We start from the raw sequence: 19,221 nt of genomic DNA on the forward strand, positions 1-19,221 counted from the left end.
ACAGCTTATGATGGTAAGAAAGAACCCGTTGACTGGGAAAGAAGTGATTGTGTGAATGAACGAGATCTAAGATATTTTTGTTATTTAGTTGAAACGGGCAATTATACCGAAACTGCCGAACAGTTTCACGTCACTCAGCCTGCAATTTCAGCAGCTTTAAAGCGGTTAGAAACGGAATACGGCACCACCTTACTGACGCAACGAAATCACCGGGCCAAGTTGGAAACCACTCCCGCGGGACGCGTCCTATACGTGAAGGCCACCCGACTGATCAAGGAATTAGCCCAAGTCGCGGTGGAAGTAAAGCACGCCAACGACGCCCAGGTCCGGCTAGGATTCTCCACGGTAGCTGGTGGAATCTGGTTACCACGGGTCGTTAAACGTTATTTAAAAATGCAATTATTAGATCAAGTGACTACCACGGTGGCTGATTCCGAGCAATTACTAGCTGAGCTGCGGGAAGGCAAGCTTGATGCGGCGGTTTTTTCAACGCTAGTCCCTGAGCACTCTAGTGACTTGCGGGTAACGACCTTAGAAGAACACCAACTGTGTCTACTGGTCAATCGGCACAACCCCCTGAGTCAGTTAGAGACGGTGCATGCCACCGATTTGAAGGACGTGCCCGTGATTGCCCGACCGAAGCATGCTTTACCGCGGACGGCGCTAGAACAGTGGTGTCGCCGGGGACGGGTACGCCCTGACATCGTTTATGAAGCTGAAACAAATGCACTGGTTGAGGGTTTAGTTGCCCAAGACGTCGGGGTGGGGCTGGTGATTGATCGTTCAGTTGTCCTGAGTGAGTCCGTTGTTAGCATCCCGTTAGCGCCAAAGGAACGGGTGAACTGTTTCATGCAGCTGGCAGTGCGGCGGTCATTTTTGCCAAATGCCAAACAGCAACAGTGTATTAACGTGTTGAAAGACGTCAAAGAGGATTAATTTCGGGTTAAGCGGAGCAAACTACCTTTTGGTGCACGTTTCGGCCATAACAATAGAGAAAGCCAACCAGAAATTTTCTGATTGGCTTTTTTTTAGATTGCAAAGTGTGGTAATGAGCAGATTTGTCCGCATTTTGAAGGCTTGTGACGGCTTGAAATAAGGGTTAGGCTGAGGCTAAAAGATCGATTTTGAGGTGAATAATGAATGATTCGTTTGTTTGAACAACACTATGTCCGGCGGGTTCATGAATTAGCGGGAACGTGGCAATTTCAGCGTGAAAATGATGAGCGCGTCTACCACTTAGCCGTGCCCGGTTGTTGGGAACAGCATCCTGACTTAGCCGCCTATCGCGGTCGCGGTGAGTATCAGCGCACCCTGCAGGTGGCCCAGAACCATACGAACTTGCGCTTAGAATTTCAGGGTGTGAGTCATACGGCCGATGTGTTCTTAGATGGCCAGCAGGTGGCGCACCACTATAATGCCTATACGCCGTTTGCGGCGTTGATTAGGGATGTGGCGGCGGGAGACCATCGTTTAACGGTCGCGGTCGATAACCGGTTTGGTCCCGCGTCGGCGCTGCATAAACCTAATGATTACTATACGTACGGTGGCATCATTCGCGGGGTGACCGCGGAAGTTGTGCCGGACGTGTTCATTCAACAAAGTCATTTTACGAGTACGATGACGGCGACTGGTTGGCAGGGTCGTTTACAAGTCACGGTCACAAACACTGCGGCAACGGCACAAGTGGTCAGCGTGAAAGCTCGCTTAGCTGGTCAGAAGGTTCAACTTGAACCGCAAACCATTGCGGGCCAGACGACCGCGGTGTTTGAGTGGCAAACGGATTTTGACCAAGTAACCGCGTGGACGCCTGCGCAACCGCAACTGTATTTGGCCACGGCGGAACTGATTCAGGATGGTCAGGTGATTGATGACTTAGTCGAGCGGGTTGGGTTTCGGCAGGTCAAAGTAGTTGGCAATCGCATCCAGTTAAACGGTCAGTCCGTCTTTTTACAGGGCTTTAACCGCCATGAAGACAGCGTTGCGTATGGCTGTGCGTTACCGTTTCAGCAAATTGTCCAAGACCTCGATTTAATGGTCGACATGGGGGCGAATGCTGTCCGGACTTCACACTATCCCAATGATCAGCGGTTCTTAGACCTGTGTGACGAGCGCGGGTTACTCGTTTGGGAAGAGGCGCACGCCCGGGGGCTGACCTTAGCACAAATGCAAAATCCAAACTTTGACCAGCAGTGCGCCGACTGTAACCAAGAAATGGTGGACGCCCACTTTAACCACCCTAGTATCGTGATTTGGGGCCTGCTCAATGAGTGCGCTAGCGACACGTCAGCTGGACGAAAAAAGTATCAAATGCAGTATCAGCAGATTCGTCAGTTGGATGTCACCCGTCCCGTGACGTCCGCAACGTGCCAACACTTCAAGGATCAGTGTCTCGATTTGCCGGACGTGGTCTCGTATAACCTTTATACGGGTTGGTATGAAGATGGTTCCGTTGAAAAGGGCAATGATCGTGAAATCGAATGGATCAACCAGACGCCGGGTGCGGGTAAACCGATGATCGTCAGTGAGTTTGGGGCGGGGGCCATTTATGGCTATCGCAACCGGACGAGGTGCAAGTGGAGCGAGGAACGGCAAGCGGATATTTTAGGTGAGTGTTTAGACACGTATCTCAACGATCCCCGGCTGTCCGGCGCCTTTATCTGGCAGTTTTGTGACTGTAGGGTAACTGAGGAAGAATGGTTTGCGGTCCGGCCGCGTTCTTACAATAACAAGGGGATTTTAGACGAATATCGGCGGCCTAAACTAGCTTACGACGTCGTTAAGGCTAAGTTTCAGGCACATTTAAAGCAATTAAATCAATAAAAAAACGTCGCGGAATCTAAAATTCTGCGGCGTTTTTGCAATCGTGACGGTCGAATTTAATGGCAAGGCACTATTTTAATTCTGACGTCTCTTCCGTATTTAAAATGTGGACGTGGGCCTGGTGGTTGAGTGGGTATTCAACCGGGTGCATCACGTTGTTGAGCATGTCATCCGTCAAGGCGACTTGTTGTAAGTCGCCGGGATTTTCGTATAATTCCATGCTGTAAGTTAACCCGTCAAGGTCCATGTAACTCCGATATTCCGTATAGTCACTTTCGCCGTCGGACACTTTTTTAACGCCTTTAGGAATCGTGACCGAGTTTAAGATGTATTGTAATAAGTTTAACGTGTCCGGAGTATCAGCCGGCACCTCAATGTAATGCTTCAAGTAGTTGGTCCGAACGAAGCGCGAAATTGAGGTGTAGTCGCCGGGGAGGCCAATGGCGCCAGTCCCGGGGCCTTGGGTCATAGGATGGTAGTCGCCATATTGTTGGAGCGGCTGTTCCGTGTTAGTTAGCATCCCGTAAGTGCTGATGTTTTGCAGGTGCCAGTCTAAATCGGGTGAGTTGGTCATGACCCCGACCGGATCGTTGATCAATTTGAGTTCTGGGCCGGTGGGTTCTAGGACGACCGTTTCACCAGTCGGGTCACTAATAATGAAGTGCAGCGGTGGGACCATCGCAACCACTTCCGCGGGATGACTGATCAGTTGGACGTGCTTGATGTGTTCCCGTAAATCATCGATGCTCTTCGCGTTGCCGAGTGCCCACGCCACAAAGTCTTGGGGTGCCAGAGCGAGTTTGCCGGCATCCGCCTTTTCCTGATAGACGGCGTGGTCGGGGAAGTACAGAGTCGCGACCCCGACGCCGTATTCATTAACGCCATCGGTAAATAACTCGTGTTTTAACTGCCGACCGGCGCCGATGAAGCCGTACTTGGTCAAAAACTCACCCGCATCGCCCTTAACGGCGCGGTGACGGGGCATGAACATGATGCGGGCACCAAAGTCGATACTATAGTCCATTGTTCGGGCTAAAAAGTGACCGCCATTTTGGTTCGTATACGTTAAACTTGTGCACATAAAAATCCCTCCTGGCTGTTGTGACGCCAATTTAGCACATTATTGATAGCATGACGATTAATCGCGCTAGTAAGGCCAACTATGAAAGTAACGGGGAAAATGAAAATGAGCCCGTCGTGACAGTCGTTTTCAGGCTATAATTGAGCTAGTTAAGTTTAAAAGAATGAAAACAGTATGCTGTTCAGTTTTATGAACAATTATTCAGATTGGTTAATATAAGTAACTCATGATTGGGGAGGGATTGGATGCCTAATAAAAAGCAACCGGAATTGTCACAACGCCACCATATGACGATTCCTTGGAAGGATTTCATTCGTAACGAAGATGTGCCGGCTAAGAATGCGAGTTTGCAGGAACGGACCTCGATCGTTGGCCGCATTGGCATCTCGCTACTATCTTGCGGGACCGGGGCTTGGCGTGTTCGGGATGCGATGAATAAAGTCGCACGGAGCCTTAATTTGACCTGTTCCGCGGACATCGGTTTGATTGCGCTGCACTACACTTGTTTTAATCACAATCGAAGTTATACGCAGGTGCTCGCACTGCCGAATACGGGTGTTAATACGGATAAACTGAATATTTTGGAAAAGTTCGTGAGCGAATTTGACGACCGCTACGCTAATTTGACGATTCGGGAACTACACACGGCCATCGATAACGTCCAAAAGCGCCCTAAGCAATACACACCAGTGATGCTAGGATTAGCGGCCGCGTTAGCTTGCAGCGGATTTATTTTTTTGCTAGGCGGTGGCTTGCCAGAAATGCTGTGTTCCTTTTTAGGTGCCGGCTGTGGGAACTATGTACGGGCGAAAATGGGGAAGCGTTCCATGACAACCATTGCGGGTATTGCGGTAAGCGTCGCCGTTGCCTGTCTCGTGTACATGGCCAGTTTCAGGTTACTCGAGCTAGGATTTCACGTTTTATCTGAGCACGAAGTTGGTTACATCGGGGCGATGCTGTTCGTCATTCCCGGGTTCCCATTCATTACGAGTATGCTAGATATTTCTAAATTGGACATGCGTTCAGGACTGGAGCGTTTGGCTTATGCCATTATGGTGACGTTAATTGCGACGTTGGTCGGGTGGTTAGTGGCGACGCTATTCCACTTCAAACCGGGGAACTTTTTACCCCTCGGATTGTCACCTATGTTACTGATGCTATTACGGTTACCGGCCAGTTTTTGCGGGGTCTACGGTTTCTCGATTATGTTTAACAGTTCGCAAAAAATGGCGATTATGGCGGGATTTATGGGGGCAATTGCCAATACGCTCCGACTAGAACTCGTTGATTTAACCACGATGCCACCGGCTGCCGCCGCGTTTTGCGGGGCGTTGGTCGCTGGACTGCTGGCTTCCGTGATCAACCGGTATAATGGTTATCCGCGAATTTCATTAACGGTGCCATCAATCGTAATCATGGTTCCGGGACTTTATATTTATCGGGCCATTTACAATATGGGCAGTAATCAGATCGGCGTGGGTGCGCTGTGGCTCACTAAAGCGATGTTGATTATTATGTTCTTGCCACTGGGACTGTTCGTTGCCCGGGCGTTGATGGATCGTGATTGGCGCCATTTTGATTAAGGAAAATAGAGTGGGATAAAAGGTGGTTAGTTTGTGAGCATTAACGTGAAATTAGTGATTATTCCTGGGTTTGGAATAGTCACTAATTTTGGGTTAAGCGGAGCAAACTGCCTTTTATCCCACGTTTCGACCATAGTAATAGGAAAAGCTGCTCAATTTTTGAACGGCTTTTTTTAGACGATTCTTTTAAAATGGCTAGCGTTAATCAAAAAAATAAAACTTTTTATGCTAAAAGCTTGTCTTAGAGTCAACTCTAAGTTTTATACTGATGATAATCAGTAACAATGAAGGGAAGATTAAATGATGAAATACCGTCAATTTGGAAACACCGGTTATGAGATTAGTGAAGTTTCACTTGGTACGTGGCAACTAGGAGGCAAGTGGGGCTTACCGTTTAGCGAAAAAGATGCAATGGACACCTTAGCGGAGGCCTATGACCAGGGTGTTAACTTTTTTGATACTGCGGACGGCTACCAGGGTGGCGCAAGTGAACGCGCCGTTGGCCAATTTTTGAAGACCCACCCCGACGTTCACTACACGACTAAGATCGGTCGGAAGGAAGAACCACTGACGGTCGACCACTTCAGTCCTAAAAGTATTGACCGTTACGTGGACGAATCATTGGCTAACTTGGGCGTCGATGCGTTAGACACCGTCTTATTACACTGCCCACCAACGCAAATTATGTATCAACCGGAGACGTTCTTTGAGTTAGACCGGTTAAAAAAGGCGGGTAAAATTCGCCACTACGGTGTGAGCGTTGAAAAGGTTGAGGAAGCCATCAAAGCCATGGATTACGACATTTCGGCGATTGAAATTATTTTCAATATGTTCCGGTTACGTCCCGCCAACCTCTTTTTTGATTTAGCGAAGCAAAATAACATTGGTATTTTAGCCCGGGTGCCGTTAGCAAGTGGGCTATTGAGTGGCAAGTATACCGCCGATACGACCTTTGCCCCGGCGGATCACCGGACGAACAATCGCCATGGTCAACATTTTGATCAGGGCGAAACGTTTTCTGGCGTCGACTTCTTAACGGGGGTCAAAGCGGCGGATGAATTGAAGGAACGGCTCAAAACGGATAACTTGGCGGCCTTAGCCTTACGTTATATCTTAATGTACGACGCCGTTTCCGCCGTTATTCCGGGCGCTAGCAACCCGACCCAAATTGAACGGAATACGGTCGCAGCTGACTTAGCCCCATTGACGGATCAACAGATGACCATCGTGCGCGATGTTTATGATCAATACATCAAGAACCCGGTGGAATATCGCTGGTAGATATTGGCTCATAGTGTCATTATTGCTATTAAAACGCAAACAACCATTCAGAAACGACTCACATTTCTGAATGGTTGTTTTGCTATATTGTGGTCGAAATGTGCATCAAAAGGCAGTTTGTTCCACGTTAATGCTCACAAACAGCCGCCTTTTGATACACGCTTACCGTTTGAGCAGTTTATCCAGCATGGCGTTACCGGCACTTAAATCTTCATCGTGATAGTGCATGGAGCGGATCCGCATCGGGTCGCCACCGTGGTAATATTCGTACATCAGTTGCCGTTGACCGAAACCAGCCGTGGTTAAGTCAAAGACTAAGTTGAGTAATTTAGAACGGTCTTTGGCTTCTGCCAAGTCAGTGGTTAGCGCCTGTTCTAAAATGGGGCCATTTTCACCGTCAAATTCAGCAAAACCAGGAACGCCAACCATGGAGCCCGCCGCAAAGTGTTGGGCGGCCTTTAAAGCGGCTTCGAAATATTCTGGTAACGTCGACCGTACGGCTAATAGGGCTTGTTGACTCGGCGTGTAGATGCCGAATTCATCCAAATGACCTTCTTCTTCCGAACGGGTAATGGTGCCCTTGATGAGTTCTAAGTTAGCCGTTAAGCGACCGAGCTTTTCTTGAACGCCTAAGAAGCCGTCTAAGCCTAAAACGTGGGCGGTGCGAATAGCCAAACTAGTGGCAAATTCCAACTTGGTGATTCCGCGAACTTCGTCTTGGTGGGAAGTATGGATAAACATACCAGATTCAATGAAGAACCGGTTACTCATTTCAACGTCATTTTCCACGAAAACTTTGTTCCACGGAATAAACGCGTGGTCAAAGACAATGTAGGCGTCGATTTCATCCAAGGCGTTACTGAGTGGATAATCGTCTTCTGTATAGCCCGGGTGATCGAGTAACTTTCGGCAGATTACCTTAACGCCAGGGGTGTTTAATGGCGTGGCAAAGGCGACCGCGTAACTAGTGTCGCCCTTTTCAAGGAGTAGTTCCGGTGGATTGAAAACTAGGAGATCGTCTGCAATCGGCGCCATCGTGTTAACCATTTTAGCGCCAGAAACAACAATTCCTTTGTCGGTTCGTTCGAGCACGTGGACACCGGCGTAACCAGATGGAATGCCGTTGATGGCTTTTTGGCGGTCTAACTGTGGATTTTGAAGCGCGTGACTGATAAAAAGATCATTTTCTTTGATCCATTCGGCGTAGTGCTTGGCATTTTCACCGAAGTCGGTGTATTCGTTGTGCCCTAAAAAGGCGCTCCGTTCAGCTAAAATTGCCATTCCCGTATCTAAAAAGTCGGGTGTGCGGCCCAGCATACCGTTGTTACTTTGAGCAATTTCTTGATAGGCTTGATGCTTTTGCCGCAGGTCTTCAATGGTTCGCGGCACCTTAAAGGCGATATCGTAAGTCCGGCTATTCTCTTGGTAGGTGTGAACTTCGGGATGCGTCTTTTGTAGGTCGTAATACTGGTTGTTTAACGCCAGTGTTTTTCTGAAAATTGGAATCTCTGAAACTTTGACGCGTTGGCCGTTCAAATAAACGGCGCGGCCGTCGTCAAGTTGTTCGATCGTGTGCATGGCTCATTCCTCCTTTGGTATCCCTTTCACTATAGCACTGTGTAAGCGGTGGCAATAGGGACAGTTGTGGGTGCATGTCGCACATGAGAAAGGGCTAGTAATGCTTTGAAAAAATGTTTCACGTGAAACATTTTAAAAGCTGAACCTATTTGTGAAACATTACGGTGATATCGATACGTTTCTAGCTGGGTTTCTGAGCCATGTTATAATGGGGTTACTTTGGGGACTTGCAGGCAATCCCCCATACCAAACATTGCCGTTGAGGAAAGGATTAATATGCGAATTAACGTTTTGCAACATACGCCTAACGAGGGCCCCGGCATGATTCAGGACTGGGCCAACGCGCATGGGCATACGATGTTTGTTTATCACCCGTATCAGTTCGGTCATTTGCCAACGGCGGACGAAACGGATTTGTTAGTGATTTTGGGTGGGCCGATGAGTCCCAACGATGACTTGCCGTGGATCAAACAGGAACGGGTCTTGATTCAAACGTTGCTGGACCGGGACGTTCCTATGTTTGGGGCCTGTTACGGTGCCCAACAGATTAGTAAGACCCTCGGTTACCCAGTGACCAAGGCTCCGGCTAAGGAAGTGGGCTGGGCGCCTGTTTATCGGCAAAGTACAATTATTCCTAAGTTGCCGGCAAAGTTAACGGTCTTACACTGGCATGAAGAAATGTTTGCCATTCCCGATGAGGCCGAGTGGTTATTTTCTAGTGATCGGGTCGCCAACCAGGGATTCGTCTTAAACCACCGCGTCGTCGGGTTACAGTTTCATTTTGAACCAGCGGCGGATAACGTGCGTGAAATGGTTGTGAACGACTATCCGTATATTCAAGGGTCGGTTTTAAATCAAACGGCTGATGAAATTATCAACATGCCGATCCCAGCAGAAAACCGGGTGGCATTGGAGACAATTTTAGATTATATTACGGCTGAAAAATAAAGTGTTTAGAAAACTGAACAATTATAAAAAAAGGACCAAACTATTTGCAGTTTGGTCCTTTTTTAGTTGTACATAGCCTTGATTTTATCAATAGCTGCCAAGTAACCCGTTTGCAAAGACTGAGGTTCTAAAATTTGGACATTGGTGCCGAGGGATAATAAATATTGAATCATGTAGTCGTACTCATCTTGGTTGTAACCACCATACAGGTAATCTTGTCCGTCAATACGTTTGAGTTGCATGTTTGCGTAGTGGTTACGCTGAACGATTTCACGACCGCGCGGGGTGAGTTTGCACCGATAATCAATGTTGTGGTGCTGTTGATCGTAGGTCGCCTGGCGCTGCTTAAGATCTTCGTAGTTGAGTTGGGCCGGTCGTTCAGTAGTGGTGAGGTCAGTGACCCTATCGCAGCGAATGATTTCCCAGTGTTGGGTCGTGAGGTTCACCCCGCTGACGAACCAAACGCCGTTACGGAAAAGTAAGTCGAATAACTGGAATGGTTGTGGCTTAGGGTTAGCCTTTAACTGCAGTGCCACGACAGTTTCATCCAAGATGGCGCTGAGTAGTGGCCGCAAGAGTTTGGGCCCATCAAGGTTAGGAATCGTGTAGTAGTTGACGACTTCCTGTAGCCGGGTCACTTTTTGCTGCTCAGTGAGGGGCAGGGTAGCCATGAGTTTCTGATAAATTGTCGTGTAGGATTTTTCAAACGGGGTCGCTGATAATAGGCTCAGCGCTTTGATGGCAAAAAAGAGCGCGTTGATTTCTTGAATATTTAACAACACGGGAACCCATAGTTGGCGTTTAGTAAGCTTATAACCGCCGTAACGGCCTGGTTCAACGTAAAAAGTGAGGCCCAACTGTTCTAAAGATTGGATATCACGTAGGGCGGTACGTTTAGAGATATCAAAGGCAGCTACTAAGTCGTTAACGTGGAACTCATTTTTGTAGCTCAAAAAAATTAACTCTTGGTTTAAACGTTCAGAACGCTCCATTTAAATTCCCCCACAAAAAGTTTTTAATGGTGCCGGTGATTGGCACCTTTGACGTTTAGTATAGGCCTTGTTGAAAGATAAAAGAAATGAGGACTTACTAATGATGAAAACTTTATTGATTAATGCTCACCCTGATTTTCGTAACGCCGCGCACTACTCTATTCAAATGGCACAGGATTTTTTGGCACAGTTTCGGGCCGCTTTTCCGGACGAGCAGGTTGACGTTTTGAACCTTTATGACACTGAAATTCCCCGGGCCACGACGGAAGAATTACTAGGGGTGTGGGAAAAGCAATCGGCACACGTCGGCCTAAGCGCTGAAGAACAACACGTTTACGCCGTTAATCAGCGGTTACTAGCGCAATTCAAATCCCATCACCGGATCGTTATTGCCACGCCGTTGCATAACTTTAACGTGACGTCGAAGCTAAAAGATTATATGGATAATATTTTAGTGGCGCGTGAAACGTTCCGATACACGGCAGCGGGTTCGGTCGGTTTAATGACGGACAACTACAAAGTCATGATGCTACAAGCCAGTGGGTCAATTTATACGCGCAATGACCGTTATACACCGATGGAATTTTCACGGCTGTACTTGGATAAAATGTTTACTGAAATCATGGGCTTTGACGCCTTTTACATGGTTCGGGTTCAAGGCACCCAGACGCAGGGCGTCGATGTTGCTCAGGCCGTTAAAGACGGACACGCTGAATTGACGGCGGCTTTTCCTAAATTTTATCAACAATAGTGGGTCGAATTGCCACATCACTTAAAATAGCTATTCAGAAATTATTTAAGAATTTCTGAATAGCTATTTTTCTATCCAAGAAAGTCCAGATTGGTCATCTGGACTGGATAACCGGTATACTACTTAGTAGATAGTAAAAAGAATTCGAGGCAAACGACATGAAACACATCGTAACGGGCATCGTTGCCCACGTCGATGCTGGGAAGACCACCTTATCCGAAGCGTTGCTCTACCGGGCAGGAGCGCTGCGTAAATTAGGGCGGGTCGATAACGGCGACGCATTTTTAGATACTGACGCACTAGAAAAACAGCGGGGAATCACGATCTTTTCCCACCAAGCCAATTTAGACTATCACGACGTTAGTTTAAACTTGCTCGATACACCGGGACACGTGGACTTTGCGAGCCAAACGGAACAAGTCTTGAGTGTCTTGGACTACGCCATTTTAGTCGTTTCGGCGACCGATGGCATTCAGGGCTATACCCGAACCTTATGGCGGTTATTAGAGCGCTACCACGTACCGACGTTCATCTTTGTCAATAAAATGGATGCAGTGGTTGCGGATGGCGACGCGATGCTCACACAGTTACAGGCGACCTTGTCCGCCGGGTGTATTGCGTTTAACGCCCCCGACGGTGAAAATGAAGCACCGAGTGACGCGGCCATTCCGGCGTCGTCGATTGAAGACGTTGCCATGCAAAATGACGACGTTTTGACGGCTTATTTAGAGACCGGGACCCTTTCAGACGATGCGGTTCGTCGCATGATCAGCGATCGGGAGCTATTTCCGGTCTACTTTGGCGCGGCGCTCAAGTTAACGGGCGTGGCCGCCCTCATGGCCGGCATCGAACGTTGGACGCAACCGGCGCAAGTGACGGACCAGTTTGGCGCTAAAGTCTTTAAAATCACCCATGATGATCAGGGTGAACGGCTCACTTGGCTACGGTTGACTGGTGGGGAGCTCCATCCAAAGGACAACTTGCTAGGTGAACAAAAAGTTAATCAATTGCGCTACTATAACGGGACGCGCTATACCACGACGACGGCCGTTTCAGCCGGAGAGATTTGTGTGGTTCCGGGGCTGACGGCAACTTATCCGGGACAGGGTCTCGGTCAGGCCGCGGATGGCCGGCACCCGAGTTTACAGCCGGTGTTGACGTACGCGGTCGATCCTCAGTCCGAAGATCCCCACGCTTGTTTAACGGCGTTACGGCAATTGGAAGATGAAGATCCCCAGCTGCACGTCGCGTGGTCGAGCCACCTACAAGAAATTCGGGTCCAGGTCATGGGAAAGATGCAGTTAGAAGTGTTGCAACAACTGTTAGCGGACCGGTTCCATTTAGACGTGGCGTTTGGTGCGGGAAGCATCCTGTATCAGGAAACTGTCACACAGGCGGTAGAAGGCGTGGGTCACTTTGAACCGCTACGGCACTATGCTGAAGTCCACTTGTTGATACAGCCAGCACCACGGGGAAGTGGGTTAAGCTTTGACACGAACTGTTCCTTAGAAACGCTGGGTAAAAACTGGCAACACCAAGTGATGGCTAATTTACAAGCCAAGGAACAATTAGGCGTTTTAGTCGGTGCACCGTTAACGGATGCTAAAGTAACGTTAGTTAGTGGTCGGGCTAGCATCGTCCACTCAGTCGGCGGTGACTTTCGCGAGGCCACTTGGCGGGCGTTGCGTCAGGGCCTAATGATGTTAAAAACGAAAGCGGCGTGCCAGTTGTTAGAGCCGTGGTACCGATTCCGGTTAGAGGTCGGTCAGGACCAAGTTGGACGCGCAATGACTGATATTCAGCGCATGCACGGCGAGTTTGAGCCCCCCGTTGCTGGTGGTGTCGCCACTGATGGCAATGGACTCATGCTGATTACCGGTACGGCGCCCGTGGCCACGATGCAGGATTATAGTGAAGACGTTCGGGCATATACTCACGGTCAGGGGCAGTTAGAGTGCGTGGTTGACGGGTATCGGCCGTGTCACGATTCTGAGGCTGTCATGGCCGATACGGCTTATCAACCGGTGAGTGACTTAGAAAACACGCCGGATTCCGTTTTCTGTGCGCACGGTGCGGGTTACCCAGTTGCCTGGGATCAGGTGCCAGCGATGGCCCACGTACCGTACGTTTATACGGACGCACAACTTGCCGAGTTATAAAAAGGGAAAACTAACAGGCATTCTATTTGGAATGCCTGTTAGTTTTTGTATCAGTGTTAGAATTTATTACGAGTACAGGAATTACGACGGGGAGAGTTTACGTATAGAGGAGGAGTATTTTGAAAAAGTTAGCACCAATCTTTGTGGCGCTGGGGGCCATTAGTTTTGGGGTCCCAGCCTCACTATTTAAAATTGCGCGGGCGCAAGGTGTCGTTAACGGACCGTTATTATTCTGGTCGTTTCTTAGCGCGGTTGTCATTCTAGGCCTCATTCAAGTTGTTCGGCGCCAATGGTTGCGCAATCAGCATACGAATTGGCGGCAAATCGGACTAGTGATTGCGGCGGGGACCGCGTCCGGGTTCACCAATACGTTTTACATTCAGGCGTTAAAGTTAGTTCCGGTAGCCGTCGCGGCGGTCATGTTGATGCAAGCGGTCTGGCTGTCGACACTACTCGGGGCACTGATTCATCGGCGTTGGCCGTCCCGGTTGCAAGTGCTGAGCATTATTTTAGTTTTGGCGGGGACGGTGCTCGCAGCGGGCCTATTTCCAATTACGCAGGCCTTATCACCGTTAGGGATGCTATTTAGTTTTTTAGCGGCCTGCTCATACGCGTGCACGATGCAGTTTACGGCGAGTTTGGGTAACAATTTAGATCCGCTATCCAAAACGTGGCTACTATGTCTGGGTGCCTTTTTATTGATCAGTGTTTGGTGGGCGCCGCAGATTATTGGCGCGCCAACGACGGTTGCAACCATCAAGTGGGGTGTGTTGATTGCGCTATTTTCGATGGTGTTTCCGTTGGTGGTGTACTCCATTTACATGCCGTATTTAGACTTGGGGATTGGTCCCATCTTATCGTCACTAGAATTGCCGGCTTCAATTGTTGTCGCCTTTGGGTTACTCGGTGAAACGGTGAGTTGGTTACAAATGGTCGGCGTGGGGTTGATCATTGTAGCCGTGATGTTGCCCAATGTTTTAGGTATGCGGCAACCGCGACGGCAGCCATAATTAAGCCAGTGAAGACGTCTTCGAAATGAAGGCGCTTTTTTGTTTTTCATTTAATCGGCGTCCGGTTAGCATGCATAAAATGTCTAGTGATTTGCTGGAATAGAGTGGGTAAACGTTGTTAATCAGGTTAACGTTTATGCTATGATAAGACTGTTTTACAAGGGTAATGTCATTAAGGTTGTTAAAGGGAAGAAGGAAAAGGAATGAAGAATGCAAAATTTTGTCCGCACTGTGGGGCTGAATTGGAAGCGGGGGTCAAGTTCTGCTCGAAATGCGGTTACCAATTAACCGATGCGGCGGACAAAACAACGACGCAAGCGACTGCTGAGCCAACTAAACCAGCACAGCAGGCAGCGCCAACGACGGGTCAGGCGGCTAACAAGGGCAATGGGAACTTTTCAGAACGTTTAGATGCGATGGTCAACTGGGTAGCGAATAATTGGGCAACTGCAATTATTATTGTCGCTGCACTTTTGATCTTCACGTTGGTCACACGGGCCATGTTCTATAACGTTTGGTTAGGTGTCATTGGCTTAATCGCCATTTTAGTTTGGTTATACAGTTCGGCTTGGACGAACGGAAGTGGCGCAACTCAGTTTGAACAGAAACTACGCCACACCACGCAAACGACAGCGAATACGGTCAACAAGACGGTGAACGCGCAACAGTCAAACACGACGGATGCGACTGCGCAAACGACCTCACAGGCGGCGCAACCTAAGATGCAACAGGCGACGACTAATGGTAATCAGACCAAACAAACGACGGCTAACGCTGGGACTCAAGCACAGCCCACTGGACAAACAGTTGGTGGGAACACGGTCTACATCCAACAATCCGAACAACACAGTAACGGATTAGGGACGGCCGGGTTCGTGCTTGCTTTGATTGCGCTATTTACGTCGATTATTCCATTTGTAGATTGGGTCGTTTGGTTCTTAGGCGCACTTTTTTCGTTTATCGGCCTATTCCGGCAGCCACGTGGTTTAGCCATTGCAGGATTTATCATTTCATTTATTGGAATTATTATTATTTTAACCATTGCAACGGCCATTGCGGGGATGCTCGGCATTGGAGCGATGATGTAAATTTAAACATCGAATATAAAAAAGCTGTTACCCAGATAAAATGGGAACAGCTTTTTTTGTTCAGTTAGTGATTAAATTGTGTAGCGTTGAAAGTTCGGCGGTACAAGGCCCAGCCAATTAAACAGGTCAAAACATCGGCAACGGGCTGTGCCCAAATAATACCGTTTAAGCCAAAGAGATAGCCCAAAATAACGATGGCTAATCCTAGCAAGACGGCTTGCCGGGACAGTGCCATGATGAGGGCGCTCGTTCCCGCGCCCACCGACTGAAAGACGGTGGTGAAGACGAGGATAAAGCCGACGAGTGGCGTGGTAATCAGCATGGCTTGTAACATGACGGTTCCCATTGAAATAATGGCAGTTTGCGTCATAAATAATTTGATCAATTGTGGTGCAAAGGTCATTAAGATGATGGCACAAATGAGGGCGTAACCCCCCTCAATTTTCAAATCGTAACGCAACGTCGCGCGTAACCGGTCCCAATTTTTAGCCCCGTAAGTATACCCAATCAGGGGTTGGGCACCGAATGCGAATCCGACCATCACCATCATGACGACCATGTAAATTTTTTGAACAATGCCCATCGCGGCAACCGCCTGTGCCCCGTACGCGGCCAAGTAACTATTGAGTAACATCATCCCGAAACTTTGGGTGAGGTTGGTGAGCGACGCGGGAATCCCGACGGCAATGACCGCTTTAAAGGCAGGTCGTGAAATGTGGGCCTGTTTAGGGGCTAGTGAAAGCGACTTAGCCCGCCGCATGAAGAGGACTAATAGCCCGGTGTTAACTGCGAAGCCCAGCACGTTTGCGAAGGCTACGCCGGATGCACCCCAGTGAAAGACAAAAAGAAAAAGTGGGTCGAGAATGATGGTCAAAATGGTCCCACTAATGGTGGCAATCATTGAGAACTGGGCGAGGCCTTCCGTCCGAATAATGTTGCCGGGGACGAGGGATACGATGATAAACGTCGATCCAATCACGAGGACCCGGTAAAAGTCGGCGACGTAGGGCCGAGTTGCGGCCGTAGCTCCTAGTAAATTCAGAATGGGGGCTTCGAAGATGAGTAAGAGGCCGGTTAGCACGAGGCTTAACGCAATTGCCACGTAAAAGCAAAAGCTACTGACCCTAGCACTTTGATTGTAATCATGTTTGCCGAGGGCCCGGGAAATGACGGCACTGCCGCCTAACCCGAAGATGTCCCCAACGGCTAACATAAACGTAAACAGGGGACTCCCTAGGGCAATCCCGGCAACTAAATCCGCGTTTCCCGTTTGGGCGACGAAGAAGGTGTCGGCGAGGTTGTAGATCATACTAGCCACCATTCCTAAAACCACGGGTAACGCTAGTTGCATATAGGCTTTAGGAATCGGGGCTTTTTCAAATAAATCGTTCAAAAAAATGTCACTCCTTATCTGAACGGCCAATCGTCAGATAGCGTGACTAGACGGAACAGAAATGTAATTTTATCAATCCTATCTATGATACGCTTGAAAAAATTGGACTTCAAATGAGCATAACAAAAAAGCCAGCCAAACTGGCTAGCTTTAAGGCTTAACGCGCATCAATAGGCTTCTTCATGCATGGATTGGGGCCAAAATCATATCAAAAAAACTGGATGGCAAGTCTTCGGCAATAGACCAAAAACTTGTTATCCAGTAAGCATAGACACTGTGTTCAACTTCAGAATTCACGCTAGCTTCCGATAACGGATAGCCAAGTGAACTAAAGAAAGTCGATTTGGTGGAGATTTGCGGGTATCTTACCATAATGGTGGTCTACCGTCCCCGCTTGCATTGCGCGTGCGCCGTTCACAAAGTGAGCACCTGTAGCTGCAATCAAACCCATGCCTAAAATAGTAATAATACTCAATACCATCATCATTCACCCTTTTCTGTTTACTTTACGGTTCCATTGTAGCGCTTACACTAGCGGTGTCATTTGAGAACCATTAAAGAAAGATTAGGGTTTTCTTTTTTTAGTATTTTATTTAAAAAACGTTAGATTCTTAAGTTTAAGGCGGTAATAACTAATGATTTAGTGGTTTTGGGGCTTATAATATAAAGTGTTTTTGCAAGGGTTGGCGTAGAATAAATGGGGTTAAGTTGTTCACTTTACAAAAAATAAATGCAAACAATTAAATTCTTATCAGAAGGGGTGTTTGTTCATGCAAGTTAAGGAAGGCTACGTGCCGTTTCACGGCTATCAAACCTATTATCGAATCGTTGGGACCCAGAAAGACCGGCAAATTCCGTTGTTATTACTACACGGTGGCCCAGGATCAACGCATAATTATTTTGAGGCGTTCGATGAATTGGCCCGAACAACGGGCCGGCAAATCATTATGTATGATCAGTTGGGTTGTGGGCGTTCGTCGATGCCCAGTGAGCCCCAACTTTGGCAACCAGAAACGTGGATTGCCGAATTACAGATGGTTCGGCACGCTTTAGGATTGAATAAGGTGCACTTATTAGGCCAGTCCTGGGGTGGTATGCTGGCAATTATGTATTTATGCAGTCAGCAGCCAACGGGGATTCAAAGTCTAATTTTAGCTAGTACGTTGTCATCGGCTAAGCTATGGGCGCAAGAACAGCACCGGTTAATCAAATTTATGACTGTTGCGGACCAGGAAGCCATTGCCACGGCGGAACAAACGGGTGACTACATGGTGCCGGCGTACTTAGCGGCCAACGCACGCTTTATGATTGCGCACGCTGCGGGCCCGGTGACGACAGACTCACCGGCATTTTTACGGCGACCGAAGCGTGCGGGAACTACGGCATATAACGTCGCCTGGGGACCTAACGAGTATCACCCGACCGGCACGCTAGCCGATTATGATTATACCCAACAGTTGGGCCAGATTACGACGCCGACCTTGGTGACGAGTGGGACAAATGATTTATGCACGCCGTTGGTAGCAAAAACGATGGTCGATCAGTTGCCGAATGCTGAATGGGCCTTGTTTCCCCACAGTCGGCACATGGCTTTCATTGATGAACCAGCGGCGTACTTCAAACGTTTAGGAACTTGGTTAGCGGCGCACGACTGAGTGTGACCAATATACCGCGGAAATGATCATTTTATTTCCCGGGAAATTTTTGAGGCGCGATAACGAAAAACAAGCCGCAAAAATGACGACTGACCTGCTTAGGTCGTCGTCATTTTTTAGTGGCTTTTCTGATAAATAAAGACTAAACGGGATGGGGTGGAACGCTGGGCGTCGAACTGGTAATCCGGGTGGTCAAAAGCTTTAATCCCGTCAAGGTCGTTGACTTGGTGCTCAGCTAAGAAACGTACCATGGCGCCGCGCGCCATTTTTGCTAAGGTTGCTTTTGTTTTGAGTTGACCGTCGACCCAACTGGCAAAGACAATGTCAATCATGGGCTGATTCGGTGCCAAGTAGGGCGTAATGGCCTTGGCGTACTCTAACGAGGCAAGGTTAACGATGGGTTCCGGGGTTGGGGTGAGTGCTTGGTATAAATGGTTACCCCAAAAAGCATATAGATTCGGCGTGGTCCCGATTCCTAAACGGGCCTGCATTTCTAGTCGGTAAGGCACAACACCGTCAAAGGGGCGCAGAATTCCGTAAAATCCTGACAAGATTCGTAAGTTATTGCGGACATAATCAAGGGCGGGCTGCGTGAAAATGTCCGGCGCCATGTAACGGTACTGAATGCCACTGTAACTGAGTAAGGCGGGGGTTTGGTGCCGTGTTAAGTCAAGTTCTTGTAGCCACTTGAAGTTGGCCTGGGCCAGTTTGTCGCTGCAATGCCACAAGGTCTTGGCTTCGTCATAGTTAAGCTGGCGCATTTGGTGCAGAATTTGGGCCGTTTGCGCTAAGTATTGTGGTTGGGTCTCAATAGGGAAACTATCCTGATCAACGACCATCTTTTTAGCCGGCGCAATAATGATTTTCGTGGGGCTCACTTCT

The 19,221-nt window shown here is 48.5% G+C and carries 15 protein-coding genes; 10 read left to right on the forward strand and 5 right to left on the reverse strand.

Going from position 1 to position 19,221, the window contains the following annotated elements; genetic code table 11:
• Window positions 1-51 precede the first annotated feature (51 nt).
• Together IV64_RS05655 and IV64_RS05660 are read left to right on the forward strand one after the other, a co-directional pair.
• Window positions 52-936 (forward strand): LysR family transcriptional regulator, encoded by an 885-nt coding sequence (locus IV64_RS05655; protein ID WP_057706164.1) that lies wholly within the window; start codon window positions 52-54, stop codon window positions 934-936.
• Between the two features lie 204 nt (window positions 937-1,140).
• On the forward strand, window positions 1,141-2,820 hold the full coding sequence (locus IV64_RS05660; protein WP_057706165.1) for a glycoside hydrolase family 2 protein: 1,680 nt from the start codon (window positions 1,141-1,143) through the stop codon (window positions 2,818-2,820).
• 70 nt (window positions 2,821-2,890) lie between these two features.
• Here IV64_RS05660 and IV64_RS05665 read toward each other — a convergent pair whose 3' ends face one another.
• Window positions 2,891-3,901, reverse strand: coding sequence for a choloylglycine hydrolase family protein (locus IV64_RS05665; protein WP_057706166.1), 1,011 nt, complete (start codon window positions 3,899-3,901; stop codon window positions 2,891-2,893).
• Between the two features lie 245 nt (window positions 3,902-4,146).
• Between IV64_RS05665 and IV64_RS05670 the strand changes: the two genes are divergently transcribed.
• The gene (locus IV64_RS05670) at window positions 4,147-5,484 is read left to right on the forward strand and encodes a threonine/serine exporter family protein (protein ID WP_057706167.1); all 1,338 of its coding nucleotides are present in this window, start codon (window positions 4,147-4,149) and stop codon (window positions 5,482-5,484) included.
• Window positions 5,485-5,787: 303 nt separating this feature from the next.
• Complete coding sequence (locus IV64_RS05675) at window positions 5,788-6,765, forward strand: aldo/keto reductase (protein ID WP_191982889.1); 978 nt, start codon at window positions 5,788-5,790, stop codon at window positions 6,763-6,765.
• 162 nt (window positions 6,766-6,927) lie between these two features.
• Here IV64_RS05675 and IV64_RS05680 read toward each other — a convergent pair whose 3' ends face one another.
• The gene (locus IV64_RS05680; protein ID WP_057706169.1) at window positions 6,928-8,343 is read right to left on the reverse strand and encodes a 4-hydroxyphenylacetate 3-hydroxylase N-terminal domain-containing protein; all 1,416 of its coding nucleotides are present in this window, start codon (window positions 8,341-8,343) and stop codon (window positions 6,928-6,930) included.
• A 276-nt stretch (window positions 8,344-8,619) separates the two neighbouring features.
• On the opposite strand from IV64_RS05680, the gene IV64_RS05685 reads away from it, so the two are divergent.
• Entirely contained in the window at window positions 8,620-9,291 is a 672-nt protein-coding gene (locus tag IV64_RS05685; RefSeq protein WP_057706170.1) for a type 1 glutamine amidotransferase, read from the forward strand.
• A gap of 62 nt (window positions 9,292-9,353) precedes the next feature.
• On the opposite strand, the gene IV64_RS05690 is transcribed toward IV64_RS05685, so the two are convergent.
• Window positions 9,354-10,283 carry a helix-turn-helix transcriptional regulator gene (locus tag IV64_RS05690; protein WP_057706171.1) on the reverse strand — a complete coding sequence of 310 codons (930 nt, stop codon included), beginning with the start codon at window positions 10,281-10,283 and terminating at the stop codon, window positions 9,354-9,356.
• 100 nt (window positions 10,284-10,383) lie between these two features.
• Between IV64_RS05690 and IV64_RS05695 the strand changes: the two genes are divergently transcribed.
• From IV64_RS05695 to IV64_RS14120, 4 genes are all read left to right on the forward strand, one after another.
• Complete coding sequence (locus IV64_RS05695; RefSeq protein ID WP_083491586.1) at window positions 10,384-11,034, forward strand: FMN-dependent NADH-azoreductase; 651 nt, start codon at window positions 10,384-10,386, stop codon at window positions 11,032-11,034.
• A gap of 158 nt (window positions 11,035-11,192) precedes the next feature.
• Window positions 11,193-13,193, forward strand: a complete 2,001-nt coding sequence (locus IV64_RS05700) for an elongation factor G (RefSeq protein ID WP_057706172.1) — start codon at window positions 11,193-11,195, stop codon at window positions 13,191-13,193.
• A 119-nt stretch (window positions 13,194-13,312) separates the two neighbouring features.
• The gene (locus IV64_RS05705) at window positions 13,313-14,203 is read left to right on the forward strand and encodes an EamA family transporter (RefSeq protein WP_057706173.1); all 891 of its coding nucleotides are present in this window, start codon (window positions 13,313-13,315) and stop codon (window positions 14,201-14,203) included.
• 203 nt (window positions 14,204-14,406) lie between these two features.
• Window positions 14,407-15,291 (forward strand): zinc ribbon domain-containing protein, encoded by an 885-nt coding sequence (locus IV64_RS14120; protein ID WP_083491587.1) that lies wholly within the window; start codon window positions 14,407-14,409, stop codon window positions 15,289-15,291.
• A gap of 64 nt (window positions 15,292-15,355) precedes the next feature.
• Here the strand turns inward: IV64_RS14120 and IV64_RS05715 are convergent, their stop codons facing one another.
• Window positions 15,356-16,684, reverse strand: a complete 1,329-nt coding sequence (locus IV64_RS05715; RefSeq protein WP_057706174.1) for an MATE family efflux transporter — start codon at window positions 16,682-16,684, stop codon at window positions 15,356-15,358.
• Window positions 16,685-17,454: 770 nt separating this feature from the next.
• Here IV64_RS05715 and pepI point away from each other — a divergent pair.
• A complete protein-coding gene (gene pepI / locus IV64_RS05720; protein ID WP_057706175.1) occupies window positions 17,455-18,339 on the forward strand; it encodes a proline iminopeptidase in 885 nt (294 codons plus the stop codon).
• A gap of 116 nt (window positions 18,340-18,455) precedes the next feature.
• Here the strand turns inward: pepI and yaaA are convergent, their stop codons facing one another.
• Window positions 18,456-19,217 carry a peroxide stress protein YaaA gene (gene yaaA, locus IV64_RS05725; protein ID WP_272946838.1) on the reverse strand — a complete coding sequence of 254 codons (762 nt, stop codon included), beginning with the start codon at window positions 19,215-19,217 and terminating at the stop codon, window positions 18,456-18,458.
• Window positions 19,218-19,221 lie beyond the last annotated feature (4 nt).

The sequence above is a fragment of the Lactiplantibacillus xiangfangensis genome (assembly GCF_001438845.1).
Classification (GTDB): domain Bacteria; phylum Bacillota; class Bacilli; order Lactobacillales; family Lactobacillaceae; genus Lactiplantibacillus; species Lactiplantibacillus xiangfangensis.

Excerpts from the sequence above, each read along its gene's own strand:
- IV64_RS05660 (WP_057706165.1), top strand. The coding sequence starts at position 1,141 with ATGATTCGTTTGTTTGAACAACACTATGTCCGGCGGGTTCATGAATTA.
- IV64_RS05665 (WP_057706166.1), bottom strand. The coding sequence starts at position 3,901 with ATGTGCACAAGTTTAACGTATACGAACCAAAATGGCGGTCACTTTTTA.
- IV64_RS05670 (WP_057706167.1), top strand. The coding sequence starts at position 4,147 with ATGCCTAATAAAAAGCAACCGGAATTGTCACAACGCCACCATATGACG.
- IV64_RS05675 (WP_191982889.1), top strand. The coding sequence starts at position 5,788 with ATGAAATACCGTCAATTTGGAAACACCGGTTATGAGATTAGTGAAGTT.
- IV64_RS05680 (WP_057706169.1), bottom strand. The coding sequence starts at position 8,343 with ATGCACACGATCGAACAACTTGACGACGGCCGCGCCGTTTATTTGAAC.
- IV64_RS05685 (WP_057706170.1), top strand. The coding sequence starts at position 8,620 with ATGCGAATTAACGTTTTGCAACATACGCCTAACGAGGGCCCCGGCATG.
- IV64_RS05690 (WP_057706171.1), bottom strand. The coding sequence starts at position 10,283 with ATGGAGCGTTCTGAACGTTTAAACCAAGAGTTAATTTTTTTGAGCTAC.
- IV64_RS05695 (WP_083491586.1), top strand. The coding sequence starts at position 10,384 with ATGATGAAAACTTTATTGATTAATGCTCACCCTGATTTTCGTAACGCC.
- IV64_RS05700 (WP_057706172.1), top strand. The coding sequence starts at position 11,193 with ATGAAACACATCGTAACGGGCATCGTTGCCCACGTCGATGCTGGGAAG.
- IV64_RS14120 (WP_083491587.1), top strand. The coding sequence starts at position 14,407 with ATGAAGAATGCAAAATTTTGTCCGCACTGTGGGGCTGAATTGGAAGCG.
- pepI (WP_057706175.1), top strand. The coding sequence starts at position 17,455 with ATGCAAGTTAAGGAAGGCTACGTGCCGTTTCACGGCTATCAAACCTAT.